14 protein-coding genes are annotated in these 17041 nt (G+C 56.9%); 9 read left to right on the forward strand and 5 right to left on the reverse strand.

Annotation, left to right across the window (positions count from 1 at the left end):
* Positions 1-544: 544 nt before the first annotated feature.
* The 5 genes from ACSVHP_RS11910 (at position 545) to selB (ending at position 6063) form a co-directional block, all read left to right on the forward strand.
* Entirely contained in the window at positions 545-901 is a 357-nt protein-coding gene (locus ACSVHP_RS11910) for a DUF3302 domain-containing protein (RefSeq protein ID WP_447552016.1), read from the forward strand.
* 2 nt (positions 902-903) lie between these two features.
* A complete protein-coding gene (locus ACSVHP_RS11915; RefSeq protein ID WP_234674000.1) occupies positions 904-2040 on the forward strand; it encodes an HlyD family secretion protein in 1137 nt (378 codons plus the stop codon).
* Positions 2041-2130: 90 nt separating this feature from the next.
* Positions 2131-2739, forward strand: a complete 609-nt coding sequence (locus tag ACSVHP_RS11920; protein WP_447552017.1) for a glutathione S-transferase — start codon at positions 2131-2133, stop codon at positions 2737-2739.
* Between the two features lie 103 nt (positions 2740-2842).
* Positions 2843-4228 (forward strand): L-seryl-tRNA(Sec) selenium transferase, encoded by a 1386-nt coding sequence (gene selA / locus ACSVHP_RS11925; RefSeq protein ID WP_447552018.1) that lies wholly within the window; start codon positions 2843-2845, stop codon positions 4226-4228.
* A complete protein-coding gene (gene selB / locus ACSVHP_RS11930; RefSeq protein ID WP_447552019.1) occupies positions 4225-6063 on the forward strand; it encodes a selenocysteine-specific translation elongation factor in 1839 nt (612 codons plus the stop codon). Before selA ends, selB begins: the two co-directional genes overlap by 4 nt.
* Before the next feature lie 3 nt (positions 6064-6066).
* Here selB and ACSVHP_RS11935 read toward each other — a convergent pair whose 3' ends face one another.
* Entirely contained in the window at positions 6067-6951 is an 885-nt protein-coding gene (locus tag ACSVHP_RS11935; RefSeq protein ID WP_447552020.1) for an ROK family protein, read from the reverse strand.
* Positions 6952-7116: 165 nt separating this feature from the next.
* Between ACSVHP_RS11935 and exaC the strand changes: the two genes are divergently transcribed.
* The gene (exaC, locus tag ACSVHP_RS11940) at positions 7117-8655 is read left to right on the forward strand and encodes an acetaldehyde dehydrogenase ExaC (protein ID WP_417316502.1); all 1539 of its coding nucleotides are present in this window, start codon (positions 7117-7119) and stop codon (positions 8653-8655) included.
* Here the strand turns inward: exaC and ACSVHP_RS11945 are convergent.
* On the reverse strand, positions 8652-9617 hold the full coding sequence (locus tag ACSVHP_RS11945) for a LysR family transcriptional regulator (protein ID WP_447552021.1): 966 nt from the start codon (positions 9615-9617) through the stop codon (positions 8652-8654). The genes exaC and ACSVHP_RS11945 overlap by 4 nt on opposite strands.
* 117 nt (positions 9618-9734) lie before the next feature.
* On the opposite strand from ACSVHP_RS11945, the gene ACSVHP_RS11950 reads away from it, so the two are divergent.
* Positions 9735-10475, forward strand: coding sequence for a MipA/OmpV family protein (locus ACSVHP_RS11950; protein ID WP_447552022.1), 741 nt, complete (start codon positions 9735-9737; stop codon positions 10473-10475).
* A gap of 245 nt (positions 10476-10720) precedes the next feature.
* Entirely contained in the window at positions 10721-11179 is a 459-nt protein-coding gene (locus ACSVHP_RS11955; RefSeq protein ID WP_447552023.1) for a 4Fe-4S dicluster domain-containing protein, read from the forward strand.
* A gap of 7 nt (positions 11180-11186) precedes the next feature.
* On the opposite strand, the gene avtA is transcribed toward ACSVHP_RS11955, so the two are convergent.
* Both avtA and ACSVHP_RS11965 read right to left on the reverse strand, forming a co-directional pair.
* Positions 11187-12440 (reverse strand): valine--pyruvate transaminase, encoded by a 1254-nt coding sequence (avtA, locus tag ACSVHP_RS11960; RefSeq protein ID WP_447552024.1) that lies wholly within the window; start codon positions 12438-12440, stop codon positions 11187-11189.
* 192 nt (positions 12441-12632) lie between these two features.
* Positions 12633-14663 carry an alpha-amylase gene (locus ACSVHP_RS11965; RefSeq protein WP_447552025.1) on the reverse strand — a complete coding sequence of 677 codons (2031 nt, stop codon included), beginning with the start codon at positions 14661-14663 and terminating at the stop codon, positions 12633-12635.
* 313 nt (positions 14664-14976) lie between these two features.
* Here ACSVHP_RS11965 and ACSVHP_RS11970 point away from each other — a divergent pair, with 313 nt between their 5' ends.
* The gene (locus tag ACSVHP_RS11970; RefSeq protein WP_417314514.1) at positions 14977-15804 is read left to right on the forward strand and encodes a protein bax; all 828 of its coding nucleotides are present in this window, start codon (positions 14977-14979) and stop codon (positions 15802-15804) included.
* Positions 15805-15853: 49 nt separating this feature from the next.
* Here the strand turns inward: ACSVHP_RS11970 and xylR are convergent, their stop codons facing one another.
* Positions 15854-17032: a D-xylose utilization transcriptional activator XylR gene (gene xylR / locus ACSVHP_RS11975; protein ID WP_417314512.1), complete on the reverse strand. Its 1179-nt coding sequence runs from the start codon at positions 17030-17032 to the stop codon at positions 15854-15856.
* Positions 17033-17041: the final 9 nt, after the last annotated feature.

Raw genomic sequence — 17041 nt, forward strand, 5'->3', positions numbered from 1 at the left:
TTCACGTGTCCAGATAGCGGAAATTTGTGTGATCTCAGTCACGTAAATGTAGGGGGTGCAGCATTTAATGAAGTGATCTTCGTCACAAAAAGCATGTACAAAAAAAATACGGCGGCCAGAAAAGCGGCAAAAAGTGGGGTGTTTTGTGATGTCTGTCACATTTGCTTGTCGTCATTTTGTTTCTGGAATGTGAGTGAATTCACAAAATATTTTTATGCAGATTTCTCTTGATGTGATCGTTCGCAACTTCTGCTTAACCATTCGCGACCAGGATGATGTGTAAGCCACACCCAAAGCTTAAAAAGCACCCTCTTAGTGTGGTATGGCAAAAACCAGAAACCTGGATTACGCTCATATTGTAAGGTTAAGTCTATTATTATTGAGGTTATATTTTGACACGTTTATAAACTTGCACGGAGATATTCTAAAACCTGATACTCCCTCGCTCTTAAATAAATGCATCTTCGTTATTTAAAAATAAATTAATTAGGTTGCGTACCGTTTTATTAATTTAATAAGTTGACGTTGTGTAAGTGAGGCAATTATGTTTCTCAACTACTTCGCGCTGGGCGTATTAGTCTTCGTGTTTCTGGTTCTGTTTTACGGAATCATCGCTATTCATGATATTCCTTATAATATGGCGAAAAAGCGTAATCATCCCCATGCCCATGCAATTCATACGGCAGGGTGGATCAGCCTGTTTACGCTCCACGCTATTTGGCCGTTTTTGTGGATATGGGCCACCCTGTACCGGGAAGATCGCGGCTGGGGAATGCAAAATCATATCACCACGCCGGGCGAGGTTCCCGGTATGGACGCGCTGTCCCGGCGCGTGGCTGAACTCGAACAAAAACTGGCTGCGGTAACCCCCACCGCCGATAAGAATACGTCGGAGCGTTAATCATGGATTTGCTGATTATTTTGACCTACGTGGCCTTTGCCTGGGCCATCTTTAAAATATTCCGTATTCCGGTAAACCAGTGGACGCTAGCTACCGCAACCTTAGGCGGCGTATTTATTGTCGCCGGACTTATCTTATTGATGAACTATAACCACCCTTATACGTTCACCGCGCAGAAAGCCGTTATTTCTATTCCCATTACCCCACAGGTAACCGGGGTGGTAACAGAAGTTACTGATAAAAATAACCAGCTCATTAAAAAAGGCGACGTGTTATTTAAACTGGATCCGGGTCGTTATCAGGCGCGCGTCGATCGCCTCCAGGCTGACCTCGTTACCGCTACGCATAATATCGACAATCTGAAAGCGCAGCTCTCTGAAGCGGTCGCCAATACCACGCGGGTCTCCGCGGAACGCGACCGTTTATATAAGGATTATCAGCGCTACCTGAAAGGCAGCCAGGCGAAGGTGAATCCGTTCTCGGAAAGCGATATCGACAACGCGCGGCAGAACTATCTTGCGCAGGACGCGATGGTGAAAGGCTCGGTTGCGGAACAGACGCAGATCCAGAGCCAGCTGGACAGCATGATAAACGGCGAGCAGTCCCAGATTGCCTCGCTGCGCGCCCAGCTTGCCGAAGCCAAATACAATCTGGATCAGACCGTGGTGCGCGCCCCAAGCAATGGCTACATCACCCAGGTTTTGATCCGCCCGGGAACCTACGCCGCCGCGCTGCCGCTGCGCCCGGTGATGGTGTTTATTCCCGAGCAGAAACGCCAGATTGTCGCCCAGTTCCGCCAGAACTCATTGCTGCGCCTGAAGCCGGGCGACGAGGCCGAAGTGGTGTTTAACGCGCTGCCGGGGCAGGTCTTCTCCGGCAAGCTCACCAGCATTCTGCCGGTAGTGCCGGGCGGTTCGTATCAGGCGCAGGGGGCGTTGCAGTCCCTGACGGTGGTGCCGGGTACCGACGGGGTGCTGGGCACTATCGAGCTGGATCCGAATGCCGACGTCGACGCGCTGCCGGACGGGATTTATGCCCAGGTGGCGGTCTATTCCGACCACTTCGCCCACGTATCGGTGATGCGTAAGGTGCTGCTGCGGATGACCAGCTGGATGCACTACCTCTATCTCGATCACTAATTCATTCATGGCAGGAATGCGATACGCATACCTGCCTTTTTTTTCCGGGTGATCCATACTCACCTCTTTGTGGGCATTAAGGATCCGGTAATGAAACTTGTTGGCAGCTTCACCAGTCCCTTTGTACGAAAAATTTCGATTCTCCTGCTGGAGAAGGGTATTGCCTTTGATTTTGTGAATGAACAACCCTACAACGCGGAAAACGGCGTGGCGCAGTACAACCCGCTGGGGAAAGTCCCGGCGCTGGTCACCGATGACGGCGAATGCTGGTTCGACTCCCCGATCATTGCTGAGTACATCGAGCTGCTGGGCGTGGCGCCCGCCATGCTGCCTGCCGACCCGAAAGCGGCGCTGGCGATCAAGCAAATCGAAGCCCTGGCCGACGGGATTATGGACGCCGCGCTGGTCTCGGTGCGTGAACAGGCCAGATCGGCAGCGCAGCAGTCGGAAACCGAGCTGCTGCGCCAGCGTGAGAAAATCAGCCGCAGCCTGGACATGTGCGAGCAGCTGATTAAAGACGGTAAAATTCAGAGCGATGCGGTGAATCTGGCGACGATTGCCATCGCCTGCGCGATCGGCTATCTCAACTTCCGCCGCGTTTCTCCCGGCTGGTGCGTAGAGCGCCCGCTGCTGGTGAAGCTCGCCGAAACCCTTTTCCAGCGCGAAAGCTTTGCCCGGACGGAACCGCCTAAGGCTTGATACGGGATATAACACTTCGCGGCGGGAGGGGGTACAATCCCTCCACATGTTAACTCCCTCTCCCGTCGGGAGGGGGGAAGATATTTACTCGCCAGGCGCTTTCATGACTACTCATCCTTCTCTTTATACCCACATCCCCGCGACCGACCGTCTGCTGCGTGAGCCTCAGGTTCAGGCCGCGCTTTCGCACTATGGTCATACCGCGACGGTCGAGGTGCTGCGCCAGCTTCAGCACGAAGCCCGACGCCATATTCAGGCTGAAAATGCCTTACCTGACTGGTGCGCGGCGTGGGGGCAGGAGGTTGAGCGTCGGCTGAACGATAATGCGCAAAGCGCGCTGCGTCCGGTGCTGAACCTGACGGGCACGGTTCTGCACACCAACCTGGGCCGCGCGCAGCAGGCTGAAGAGGCGGTGACCGCCGTGGTGCAGGCCATGCGCTCCCCGGTCACGCTGGAGTACGATCTCGACGGTGCCGGGCGCGGACACCGGGATCGGGCGCTGGCGGACATCCTTTGCCGGCTGACCGGCGCGGAAGATGCCTGCATCGTGAATAACAACGCGGCGGCGGTGCTGCTGATGCTGGCCGCCACGGCGAGCAGTAAAGAGGTGGTGGTATCGCGCGGCGAGCTGGTGGAGATTGGCGGTGCGTTTCGCATTCCTGACGTGATGCGCCAGGCGGGCTGTGAGCTGCACGAAGTCGGCACCACCAACCGCACCCACGCGAAAGACTACCGCGCAGCGGTGAATGAAAACACCGCGCTGCTGATGAAGGTCCATACCAGCAACTATCAGATTGAGGGCTTCACCAAAACGGTGGAAGAGGCCGAGCTGGCGGAGATAGGCCGCGAGCTGAACGTCCCGGTGATTGCCGATCTGGGCAGCGGTTCGCTGGTGGACCTGAGCCAGTACGGTCTGCCGAAAGAGCCGATGCCGCAGGAGATGATTGCGGCGGGCGTCAGCCTGGTGAGTTTTTCCGGCGACAAGCTGCTGGGCGGGCCGCAGGCGGGGATTATCGTCGGCAAGCGCGAGCTGATCGCCATGCTTCAGCAGCATCCGCTCAAGCGCGCGCTGCGCGCGGACAAAATGACGCTCTCGGCGCTGGAGGCCACGCTTCGGCTCTACCTGCACCCGGAGAAGCTGGCCGAGCGCCTGCCGACGCTGCGTATGCTGGCGCGCGATGCCGCGTCGATCCGCGCTCAGGGCGAACTGCTGCTGCCGCAGGTGGCCCCGCACTTCCCCGATTTTGACGTGCGCGTAGAGGCGTGCCAGTCGCAGATCGGCAGCGGCTCTTTGCCGGTCGACAGGCTGCCCAGCGAAGCGCTGACCTTTACCCCGCGCGACGGGCGCGGCAGCCAGCTTGAGGCGCTCTCCTCACGGCTACGCGCCTTACCCGTGCCGGTAATCGGACGAATTTACGACGGCCGTATGTGGCTGGATCTACGCTGCCTTGAAGATGAAGCGCAGTTTCTGGAGATGATGTCGAAATGATTATTGCCACCGCCGGTCACGTTGACCACGGTAAAACCACGCTGTTGCAGGCCATTACCGGCGTAAACGCCGACCGCCTGCCGGAAGAGAAAAAACGCGGCATGACCATCGATCTGGGTTACGCCTACTGGCCGCAGCCCGATGGCCGCGTGCTGGGCTTTATCGACGTGCCCGGCCACGAGAAGTTTCTTTCTAACATGCTGGCGGGCGTGGGCGGTATCGACCATGCGCTGCTGGTGGTAGCCTGCGATGACGGCGTGATGGCGCAGACCCGCGAGCATCTGGCGATCCTGCAACTGACGGGCAACCCGCAGCTGACGGTGGCGCTGACCAAGGCCGATCGCGTGGATGAGTCGCGCGTTGAGGCCGTGCGCGAAGAGGTTCAGGCTACCCTTCGGGAGTATGGATTTGCGGATGCGCCGCTGTTTGTGACGGTGGCGACGCAGGGGACGGGCATTGACGCCCTGCGTGAGCACCTGCAAACGCTCGGTTCCCGCGAGCAGGCCAGCCATCACCGTTTTCGTCTGGCGCTCGACCGCGCCTTCACCGTGAAAGGGGCGGGGCTGGTGGTCACCGGGACGGCGCTCAGCGGCGAAGTCAGCGTGGGCGATACGCTGTGGCTGACGGGCGTGAACAAGCCGATGCGCGTGCGTGCGCTTCACGCGCAAAATCAGCCGGTTGAGCAGGCGCACGCCGGGCAGCGTATTGCGCTGAACATTGTCGGTGATGCTGAAAAAGAGCAGCTCAAGCGCGGCGACTGGCTGCTCTCTGACGCGCCGCCCGAGCCGTCGGAGCGCGTCATTGTTTCTCTGCACACGCATACGCCGCTGACCCAGTGGCAGCCGCTGCACATTCACCACGCCGCGAGCCACGTCACCGGGCGCGTGTCGCTGCTGGAAGGCTCCCTCGCGGAGCTGGTGCTGGACGCCCCGCTGTGGCTTGCTGACAACGATCGGCTGGTGCTGCGGGATATCTCCGCCAGAACGACCCTTGCCGGGGCGCGGGTGGTCACCCTTAATCCGCCGCGTCGCGGCAAACGTAAACCGGAATACCTGCAATGGCTGGCGGCGCTGGCCGACGCGGGCGATGACGCTGCGGCGCTGGCGGTGCATCTCAATCGCGGCGCGGTGGATCTGACCGACTTCGCGTGGGCGCGCCAGCTGAGCGGAGAAGGGCTGCGGCAGTTAACGCAGGAGCCGGGATTCATCCAGGCCGGTGACAGCCTGCTGAACGCGACGGTTGCCGCAGGCTGGCAGCGCAAGGTGTTGAGCACGCTGGCAACCTATCACGAGCAGCATCAGGACGAACCGGGGCCGGGGCGCGAGCGCCTGCGGCGCATGGCGCTGCCGATGGAGGACGAGGCGCTGGTGCTGCTGTTGATTGAGAACATGCGCGACAGCGGCGCGATCAAAAGCCACCACGGCTGGCTGCATCTGCCGGATCACAAAGCGGGCTTTAGTGCCGAACAGGAGGCGATATGGCAAAAAGCCGAGCCGCTGTTCGGGGATGAACCCTGGTGGGTACGCGATCTGGCGCGGGAAACGGGCACGGATGAACAGACCATGCGGCAGGTGCTGCGCCATGCGGCACAGCAGGGGCTGATTGTGGCGATCGTCAAAGATCGTTATTACCGTAACGATCGCATCGTGGCCTTTGCGAATATGATCCGCGAGCTGGATCGTGAGCGAGGCTCCACCTGCGCCGCCGATTTCCGCGACCGGCTGAACGTCGGGCGCAAGCTGGCGATCCAGATCCTGGAGTATTTCAACCGTATCGGGTTTACGCGCCGCCGGGGCAATGACCACGTGCTGCGCGACGGGCATCTGTTCCCGTAAGCGTTAACGGCTGCGCGCGAGCTTCTGTTTAGCCAGCCAGACCGCGCCCAGCCTGCCCGCCTGGTTTCCCAGCTCGCAGGGGCGGATCGGCACTTTCAGCGCGTCCCACTCCTCGAACCGCTCAAGGTACTTATCGAGCAGGCGATAAATTTTCTCCTGCTCGCTAATGCCGCCGCCAATCAGCACCGCCTGAGGGTCGAACATTGAGATAACGCTGTAAACGCCGCGCGCCAGAAAATGCGCCCACTCTTCAATGGCTTCGCGCAGGTGTACGTCGCTTTCCATGCGTTTGAACAGCTCCTCGCCGTGGGGCATCTCGTCTTCAGATAGCTGCAACGCCCGGCTACAGGCCTTCATCAGGCCGCTGGCAGAGGCGACCTCGTGCATCGGCTCGCCGTTGCTTCCCACCGGGAGCACGCCAAACTCGCCCGCCCGGTAGTGCGAACCGCGATAGAGATCCCCTTCCATCACGATCCCGCCGCCAATGCCCGTGCCGATCGTCATGCAGACGAAATTTTCATAGTCCTTGCCTGCGCCCTGCCAGCGCTCGCCAAGCGCCGCGCAGTTCGCGTCGTTTTCCGCCGTGACGGGCAGGTCGGTTAATTCACCAAAAAGGGCGCACAGGTTTTCGCCGTCCAGATAGTCGAGCGCGCCCGCTTTGGCGGCTTGGCCGGTGTGGTGATTGATGTGGCCGGGAAAACTGACGCCGATGGCGACGATCTCATGCGCTTTCCGGTACGCCTCGACGACCTTTTTCCATCGGGCTTTGAACGCCTCTTCGTTGTCGGGCGTGTCGTATTCGTCCGACGCTATTTCGTTGCCGTTTTCATCAATTACGCCGTGTTTGATGTGCGTTCCCCCCACATCAAAGCCGATAAATAGCTGCATCGCATCGTTCCTCATGAGATCTGTCGCTGTTAAGTATGGCTCAGCGGCAGAAACGAAACGTAAAGTACGGTAATCCGTGATACGGCTCGTAAACCCGTCACCGTCTGGCGAGAAAAACACCCGTCGCAACTACCCTTGATGTACACCAACAGCAAGGAGAAGGTCATGACAAACAATCCTCCGTCATCGCGCGTTCAGCCGGGCGAGTATGGTTTTCCTCTCAAGCTAAAACCCCGCTACGACAACTTTATCGGCGGCGACTGGGTTGCCCCGGCCGACGGCGAATACTATACGAACCTGACGCCGGTCACCGGCCAGCCGCTGTGCGACATCGCCAGTTCCGGCAAGCGGGATATCGACCTGGCGCTGGATGCGGCGCACAAGATTAAGGACACATGGGGGCAGACCTCCGTGCAGGATCGTGCCGCTATGTTGTTCAAAATCGCCGACCGCATGGAGCAGAATCTGGAGCTGCTGGCGACGGCGGAGACCTGGGATAACGGCAAGCCGATCCGCGAAACGATGGCGGCGGACGTGCCGCTGGCGATCGACCATTTCCGCTATTTTGCCTCCTGTATTCGTGCGCAGGAGGGCGGGATCAGCGAAGTGGATAAAGATACGGTCGCCTACCATTTCCACGAGCCGCTGGGCGTGGTCGGGCAAATTATCCCGTGGAACTTCCCGCTGCTGATGGCGAGCTGGAAAATGGCCCCCGCGCTGGCGGCGGGCAACTGCGTGGTGCTCAAGCCCGCGCGCTTAACGCCGCTGTCGGTGCTGCTGCTGATGGAGGTGATTGGCGACCTGCTGCCACCGGGCGTGATCAACGTGGTGAACGGGGCCGGGGGCGAAATTGGGGAATATCTGGCGACCTCAAAACGCATCGCCAAAGTGGCCTTTACCGGCTCAACCGAAGTGGGCCAGCAAATCATGCAGTACGCGACCCAGAACATTATTCCGGTCACGCTGGAGCTGGGCGGTAAATCGCCGAACATTTTCTTTGCCGACGTGATGGATGAAGAAGATGCCTTCTTCGACAAGGCGCTGGAAGGGTTTGCGCTGTTTGCCTTCAACCAGGGCGAAGTCTGCACCTGCCCGAGCCGGGCGCTGGTGCAGGAGTCTATTTATGAGCGCTTTATGGAGCGGGCGATCCGCCGGGTGGAGTCGATCCGCAGCGGCAACCCGCTGGACAGCGTGACGCAGATGGGCGCGCAGGTGTCGCACGGGCAGCTTGAAACTATCCTCAACTACATCGACATCGGCAAGAAAGAGGGGGCAGAAATCCTCACCGGCGGGCGCCGCAGATCGCTGGGCGGCGATCTGAACGAGGGCTATTATCTGGAGCCCACCATCCTGTCCGGCAAGAACAGCATGCGCGTCTTCCAGGAGGAAATTTTTGGCCCGGTGCTGGCGGTGACGACCTTCAAAACGATGGACGAGGCGCTGGCGCTGGCGAACGATACCCAGTATGGCCTGGGGGCGGGCGTCTGGAGCCGTAACGGGAACCTGGCCTATAAGATGGGACGCGGCATTCAGGCCGGGCGCGTGTGGACGAACTGCTATCACGCCTATCCGGCCCACGCCGCGTTTGGCGGTTACAAACAGTCAGGGATTGGGCGCGAAACCCATAAGATGATGCTGGAACATTACCAGCAGACCAAGTGCCTGCTGGTGAGCTACTCCGATAAGCCGTTAGGGCTGTTTTAACGGCCCTGCCCGGGCCGTCTTTTGGCGGCCTGAGCAATATTCTGCCGCAGGCAGTTGAGCACGCTGTCCAGGACGTACTGCACCCGCCAGGGCTGATAGTCGCGCTTGCGGAATATGGCGGTGAGATCGAGCCACCACTCTTCCTGATGCGTAAAACAGGGCACCAGCATTCCCTGAATTAACTCTTTTTGCAGGCTCTCTTTTGGCGCAAACACAATACCGAGGTTATTTCTCGCCAGCTCCAGCGCGGTCTGGGTGTTATCGCAAATATAATTTCCCGTAACTTTATAATCGCGAATTTCCTCCGTGCCATGCACCCGGAAACGCCAGATGTTGGCGTCGTCTACCAGCATTGAGTCTATTAAAATACAGGAGTGATGGATTAACTCGTCAGGGCTGCTGAGGGGGTGTTTTTCTAAATATTCTTTCGTCGCAAATGCCGTTACTGAATATTTTGTTAATACGCTGGCGACTAAATTTTCATCTTTAGGCTGCGCATAAGTTAATAAAATATCGCAGTCGTCAGGAAAAGTAACGCCTTCGGCAAATTCGTTACTGTCGAGATTATAGGTTTTAAGCAACAGGCGAATATCGCCAGGCTCTTCAATTTTATGAATAACGTGGCGCGCCAGGTAGGTGACAATACCCGTTGGGGCGTAGATCGTGACTTTTCCTCGCTTTTCATGCTTATAGTCAGCAATGAAATTAATCAGCTGGCTATTCTTATCCAGCGAAGCATTAACGTAGGGAAGTAATGCCTCACCGAATTGGGTGAGGGCGAGCTGACGCGTGGTTCGCTCAAACACTTTCAGCCCAACCCGCGTTTCAAAATCAGATAAATATTTACTGACGTTGGCCTGCGCCATGCCTAATAGCGCAGCAGCGTCGCCAATACTTCGCGTGGCGGCGATGACGGAAATAATCTTCAACTCGCGTGGTTTTAAATGCAGGTTATTCATCATTCGCGCCCATCTATATGATTTTATATATAATATTATATAAACTGCTTCGTTGCATGGGTAAATTTGTAACCATTATTATGCGCCTCGCTTGTTTGGCGTATAAATGGATTGCATGGAATGACTATTAATAAGAATTTACTTATCGCTGTCACATTATTTGCATCATCATCCGCAATGGCCGGGAGTTTCTCACTGGGGGCGGGTGCAGTATTTAATGAATCGCCATACAAAGGGTATAACGAAAATACTACTGCCGTGCCGTTGGTCAGCTACGAAGGCGATAATTTTTACGTTCGTCAGACCACGGGAGGATGGATCCTGTGGAAAGATGCTAAAAATGAACTGAGCCTGACCACCTCCTGGATGCCGCTGCATTTTGACCCGGATGATAACGAAGATCGTCAGATGAAGCACCTCGACGAGCGTAAAGCGTCTGCCTTCCTGGGCGGTGCGTACTATCGCCACGAAAGCTGGGGTAGCCTGAAGTTTGCGCTTTCCGGCGACGCGATGGACGAAAGCGGCGGTATGCTCGGCGAAATCGCCTGGTTCCGCCCGATCCGCATGGAGCGCCTGACCCTGACGCCGACCCTGGGCGTGGTGTACAGCGACGAAAGCTACAACGACTACTACTACGGCATTTCCGGCAGCGAGTCTCGCCGCACCGGTCTGGATAAATACTCCGCGGGCGACAGCTGGACGCCGTACGTCGGCCTTGCGGCGAAATATCTGCTGACGCAAAACCTGTTCCTCAACGCCAGCGCGGTTTACACCGTTCTGCCGGACGACGTGAAGAACAGCCCGATGATCGACCGCGACGACAGCTTCGCGCTGATGACGGGCGTCAGCTGGCGTTTCTGATGGATAAAAACTGTCCCCAAGGAAGGGGGCAGCCTTCTTTGCCGGGTGGCGGCGCTGCCTTACCCGGCCTGGTTATCTGCTAGTGCATATCCCCGGTAAAACCCATCTTCGCGTTACGCTTCAGGCAAACCGCCAGACAGGGCGGCAATTCACACAAATCATGCGGGTTTCCCGTGTCCGATCAAAGCGCTGGCGCGCATCTATCTGGCACTCTGCCTTTTTCAACACGCGGGCGGGGTGAAGGGATGAACCGATTTATTATTGCTGATTCGGCGAAGTGTATTGGCTGTCGTACCTGCGAAGTGGCCTGCGCGGTGTCGCATCAGGAAACTCAGGACCGTACCGGCGGGTTTTCATCGCGCATCAAGGTGATGAAAGGCGGGGCATATACTACGGCGGTAGCCTGCCACCAGTGTGAAGATGCGCCCTGCGCGAATATCTGTCCCACGCAGGCCATTCGTCAGCAGTCTGGCGTCTGGCGGGTGGAGCAGGCGCGCTGTATCGGCTGTAAAAGCTGTATGGTGGCGTGCCCGTTTGGGGCGATGCAGGTGACGATGGTTGCGCAGCGCGCGCAGGCGCTGAAATGTGATTTATGCTCGCACCGCGATGAGGGGCCGGCCTGCGTTGCCGCCTGCCCGACTCATGCGCTGAGCTGTGTCGATCCCGCCAGATTACGCAGCGAACGTCTGCGAAATCTGGCGTAGTGCCCGCTTAACCCTCTTCGCGCCAGGCCAGTTCAATCTCCTCGGCCAGAATTTTCACACCGGCTTCGATTTTTTCCGGATCGGGCACGTAGTTCATGCGCATACACTGGTGCGTGTGCGGCCACGGCTTGTCGAGGCCCGGGAAGAAGTAATCCCCCGGCACCATCAGGACGCCGCGTTTTTTCAGGCGCTGGTAGAGCAGTTCGGTGGTAATCGGCAGATCTTTAAACCACAGCCAGAGGAAAATCGCCCCTTCGGGTTTGTGGATCAGGCAGCGTTCTTCCGGTAAATAGCGGCGAATGATCGCAATCGTGTCCTGAACGCGCTGGTAGTAGAACGGCTTGATCACATTATTAGACAGACGCAGCAGGTCGTTGCGTTTAATCATTTCGCACATCATCGCCGGGCCGATCCCGCCAGGGGAGAGGCTGATAATACCGTTCATATTGGTGATGGCGCGGATGATTTTTTCATTTGCGACGATAATGCCGCAGCGGCTACCCGGCAGGCCCAGCTTGGAAAGGCTCATGCACAGCACGATGTTCGGGTTCCACAGCGGGCGGGCCTCGCTGAAGATAATGCCCGGGAAGGGCACGCCGTAGGCATTATCGATCACCAGCGGGATATCATGCTGGTTTGCCAGCGCATCCAGCTTCATCAGCTCATCGTCGGTGATAACGTTTCCGGTCGGGTTGGTCGGGCGCGACACGCAGATCATGCCGGTCTCTTCGCCAATGTGCAGATGTTCAAAATCGACGTGATACTTGAACTGGCCTTCCGGCAGCAGCTCGATGTTCGGGCGCGCCGAGACAAACAGGTCTTCTTCGAGGCCGGAATCGGCATAGCCAATGTACTCCGGCGCCAGCGGGAACAGCACTTTTTTGGTGCTGCCGTCGGCACGGCGTCCTGCAAAGAGGTTAAACAAGTAGAAAAATGCGCTCTGGCTGCCGTTTGTCAGCGCAATATTCTGTGGTTCGATATCCCAACCCAGCTCATCACGCAGCATGTTTGCCAGCAGCGACAGCAGCTCGGTTTTCCCCTGAGGGCCATCGTAGTTGCAAAGCGCATCGGTGGCTTTACCGTTTTCCAGCATGTCCGCCAGCAGCGTCTGGAAATACGTATTCATCTGAGGAATTTGCGCCGGATTTCCGCCGCCAAGCATGATAGCGCCCGGTGTGCGCAGCCCGTCGTTAAGATCTTCCATCAGGCGTGTGATGCCTGAATGGCGGGTAAATTTGTCGCCGAAAAGTGAAAACGTCATAGCAGGTGATCTATTGAGCTTATTTTGAAAGTGGCTAACCATAACGCTAGCATCGTGCTGGTGCAAATCGAGAGATGCGGATGGGTTTGTTGTTTTATGCGGTGGGATTTTGATTAGGTAGTGGATTATTCTGGTGAAAGACCGCGCCGTGCAATCCCCTCTCCCCTGGGGAGAGGGGTAGGGTGAGGGGGGCTATTGATTCCCCGCCCACACCACCATTGCCTTATCGCCCTTATGCTCGCGCACAAACCCGTATCCCTCTTTCAGCGAGAGCGTGGTTTGCTTGCCTTCGCCAATTGCAGGGTGTCGGGCGCGGAACTGCCCGAGGACCTGCCAGTGGGCGACGGTCATTGCCTGTTTGCCCGTCACGTCCTGCCAGTTCATGTCCGAGCGCGTCCCCTGAAGCGGGTCTGAGCCGGTCGGGCCAAACGGGCGCGCTGATTCATCGCCGTAATAGATCTGCACGCTGCCCGGAGCCAGCAGCAGCAACTCGGCGGCGCGCTGCCCGCCTTCACGGAACAGGCGCGTATCGTGCGACGAGAGATAGCTCAGGACGTTGAAGCTTTGCAGTTTTTCCGCCATCTGCTGCCAGGTCAAATCCATATCCGCCAGACAATCTATCGCTTTTGCCGCCTGTTCCTGATAGTCAAAGTTGATCATCGCATCAAAGCCGTGGCGATAATAATCGCTTTGCATCACGCCGTGACCCCAGGATTCGCCGGTCATCCAGAACGGCGCGTCATCGAGCTTTTTATCGGGGTTTGCCGCTTTCCACGCGCTGAGCGCCGCGGTCGCCTGCTCTTTTAACTGCTGCCACGCGGGAAGTTCGACGTGTTTAGCGGTATCAACCCGAAAACCGTCGATGCCGTAATCACGCACCCACTGGCTCAGCCAGTGCGTCAGATAGTCGCGAGGCGTATAGCCTGACGTCGCTTTGGCGCGGGTGTCCGGCTTGTGCTGGTAAAAATTGGGCAGGCCAGACGCCACGGTGGACTCCGTTTTCAGATCCGGTAAAAACGCCAGCGACATGGTCAAATCGTCAAAGCCGGGATTGTCGTAATCACCGATGTCGGTGCGGATCCAGTTCTTGCCCCACCATTTGTCCCAGGCCGCTTTATCGCTGAAGTTAATGTAGTCGTTAAAGCTATGCCAGCTCTGGCCCGCGCCCGGCTTCCAGTCGGTCCAGCGCTCGCCGAGCGTCTTTTTCAGCTCGTCGCCCTTAAGGTATAAGGCGCCGAACTGGAATTCCTGCATATCCGCGAGCGTGGCGTAACCCACGTGATTCATGACCACGTCAAACAGGATGCGAATGCCGCGCTTGTGGGCCTCATCAACCAGCTGGCGTAAATCGTCCTCGGTGCCCATGTTGGCATCAAGCGTTGTCCAGTCCTGCGTGTAATAGCCGTGATAGGCGTAGTGAGGGAAATCCCCCTTCGTCCCACCGCCTACCCAGCCGTGGATCTGCTCCAGCGGCGAGCTTATCCACAGCGCGTTAACGCCCAGCTGCTGAAGATAATCGAGCTTGCCGGTCAGCCCTTTGAGATCGCCGCCGTGGAAGGTGCCAATCTCCTGCATCCCGTCTTTATGACGGCCATAGCTGTTGTCGTTGGTCGGATCGCCATTCACGTAGCGATCGGTTAATACGAAGTAGACCGTGGCGTTTTGCCAGCTGAACGGGGCGGGTTTGTCGGTTTCGGCGCGTTCCAGCAGCAGCAGGCCGTTGCTGTTGGCGGCAGGCTGAAGGGTGATTTTGCCCTGCTGCACGGTGGCGGTCTGTTTGCTGTAGAAATCGCGCACCACGCTGCCTTCCGGGAAGGTACTGCTGACATCAAGGGTGAGCGGTTTTCCGTCCCATGTCGGGCACTGACGAACAACGTTCGCGACCGGTTTGTCTGCCGCGCTTTGCACCGACAGCATCAGGGTGGGCGTGCCGGAGCGCGTATCGATACGCATCTGGTAATCGCCCTCGCGGAACAGACGCCACTGCGGCGGCGTGCCTTCGCAAGGCTTCAGCGACAGCATTTCGTTAAGTTTGATCGCGCCCGTCGGCTGCCAGCACGCGTTGTCAAAACTTAACGTGAGGGGACGAGTACCCTTCGCAAGCTTTGCCTGGCTGATGAAGACCCCGGTGCCTTCGGCGGTAAACGCGTTAAAACCCGGTGATGACCAGCCTGCGTGCGCCAGTGCAGGCAACGCCAGTAAAGCTAATGCGGTACGTTTCATTCCATCTTCCTGTCGCGGCATTTTTAACCAGTTTGCCACCGGGTGGAGACAAGAAACTCCTCCTCCGACGCGTTCTTCAGGGCTGATGCGAAAGGATGAGTGATCCCGCTCAAAATTAAGGAGTTATCTGCGAGAACGCACACAAATTTTCAGAAATGATGCTTTAGTGAGCAACTTTCAGGTGACATAGTTTCGGAAATGGACTATTTCTTTACGTGCTCAGAAAGTCTATTTTTGATATGATTTGAGATTCCGCTCTCAAATTTTTCAAAAAATAAGGTGTTGGAATGTTTAAATCCGACCAGGAGACCTAATGATATCGACTCCCATACGACGAGTTGGGGCTACGATACTCATGTTACTCACCGTGTCGTTTTCAGGTGAGCTGCTTGCAAAAACGCACACAGATACATCGAGTCACAAAGCCCACGTTATAAAGACGGCAAGTAAAAGTAAGGTTAGCAGTAAACAAGAGTATTCTCGCAATAGTGCAAAGAGCAGTTCACTTCCTGATTTGCGAAAATACCCTTCCGGGACACCAAGGAAAAAAGCGTTTCTCCGGACGGTAATGCCTTATATTACAAGTCAAAATTCAGCGATTACTGCGGATCGTAACTGGCTTATTTCAAAGCAGTACGACAGCCGCTGGTCGCCATCTGAACGTACGCGCCTGAAAGATATCGCAAAACGCTACAAAGTCAGCTGGAACGGCAACACCCGTCGTGTGCCGTGGAATTCGCTGCTTGAACGCGTGGATATTATTCCGGGCAGCATGGTAGCGACCATGGCCGCAGCCGAAAGCGGCTGGGGCACGTCGAAACTGGCGCGCAACAATAACAATCTTTTTGGTATGAAGTGTGCCAAAGGTCGTTGCACCAACGCGCCTGGCAAGGTGAAAGGCTACTCGCAGTTTGAATCTGTTAAAGATTCCGTGAACGCCTACGTGGTGAATCTGAATACGCACCCGGCTTACAAATCGTTCCGTAAATCACGCGCGCAGCTGCGTAAAGCGGATCAGGAAGTGACGGCAAGTACGATGATCCACAAGCTGAAAGGGTATTCCACGCTGGGACAGAGCTATAACAACTATCTGTTCGCGATGTATCAGGATAACCAGCGCTTAATCGCCGCCCATATGTAATCTTCAAAAAACGCCTTCCACTGGAAGGCGTTTTCTTTTCTGACGCCGGTTACATCAGCACTTCGCTGTGACGCTCCCGATACTCTTTCGGCGTGGTGTCATACTCTTTCTTGAATACCGAATAGAAATATTGCAGTGACGGGTAGCCGCACATCTGTGAAATTTCATTGATCGACAGCGACGTCGAAACCAGCAGGCTTCGCGCCTTCTCCAGCTTTTCTGCGTGAATGACCGCATGAATAGTCTCGCCCACCTCTTCCTTGAAGCGTTTCTCCAGATTGGAGCGAGAAATCCCCACCGAATCCAGCACCTGATCGACCTTAATCCCCTTGCAGGCGTGATTGCGGATGTAGTGCATCGCCTGGATCACCGCCGGGTCGTTAAGCGAGCGGTAGTCGGTAGAGCGACGCTCCACCACGCGAACCGGAGGGACCAGCAGACGCTGGAGCGGCAGGGCTTCGTTATCCAGCAGTCGATGCAGAAGCTTCGCGGCCTGATAGCCCATCTGACGCGTTCCCTGAGCCACGGATGACAGCGCCACGCGGGAGAGGTAGCGAGTCAGCTCTTCGTTATCAATGCCGATGACGCACAGCTTCTCCGGAACGGGAATATGCAAATGCTCGCAAACCTGCAAGACGTGGCGGGCACGCGCGTCCGTGACGGCGATAATCCCGGTCTGGGGCGGCAGCGTTTGCAGCCAGTCCGCCAGGCGGTTTTGCGCGTGTTGCCAGTTCTCCGGCGCGGTTTCCAGCCCCTGATACACCACGCCGCGATACTTCTCCTGCGCGACCAGCTGGCAAAACGCGTATTCACGCTCCACCGCCCAGCGTTTACCGCTGCTGGCGGGCAGGCCGTAATAGGCGAAGCGGTGCACGCCTTTCTCTTTTAAATGCAAAAAGGCGCTTTCAACCAGCGCGTGGTTATCGGTCGCGATGTAGTGAACCGGCGGATAGTTCTCCGGTGCATGGTAAGAGCCGCCGACGCCCACAATCGGGACGTCGACGTCGGTCAGCAATTTCTCGATGATGGGGTCATCGTAGTCAGCGATCACCCCATCGCCCAGCCAGTCTTTGATATTTTCAATCCGGGCGCGAAAATCCTCTTCGATGAAGATGTCCCACTCCGATTGCGACGCCTGCAAATATTCACCCACGCCTTCGACCACCTGGCGGTCATAGGCTTTATTGGCATTGAATAACAACGTAATGCGGTGACGCTTCTCAAACATGGCTTACTT

Source organism: Enterobacter sp. 186315, from assembly GCF_053290175.1.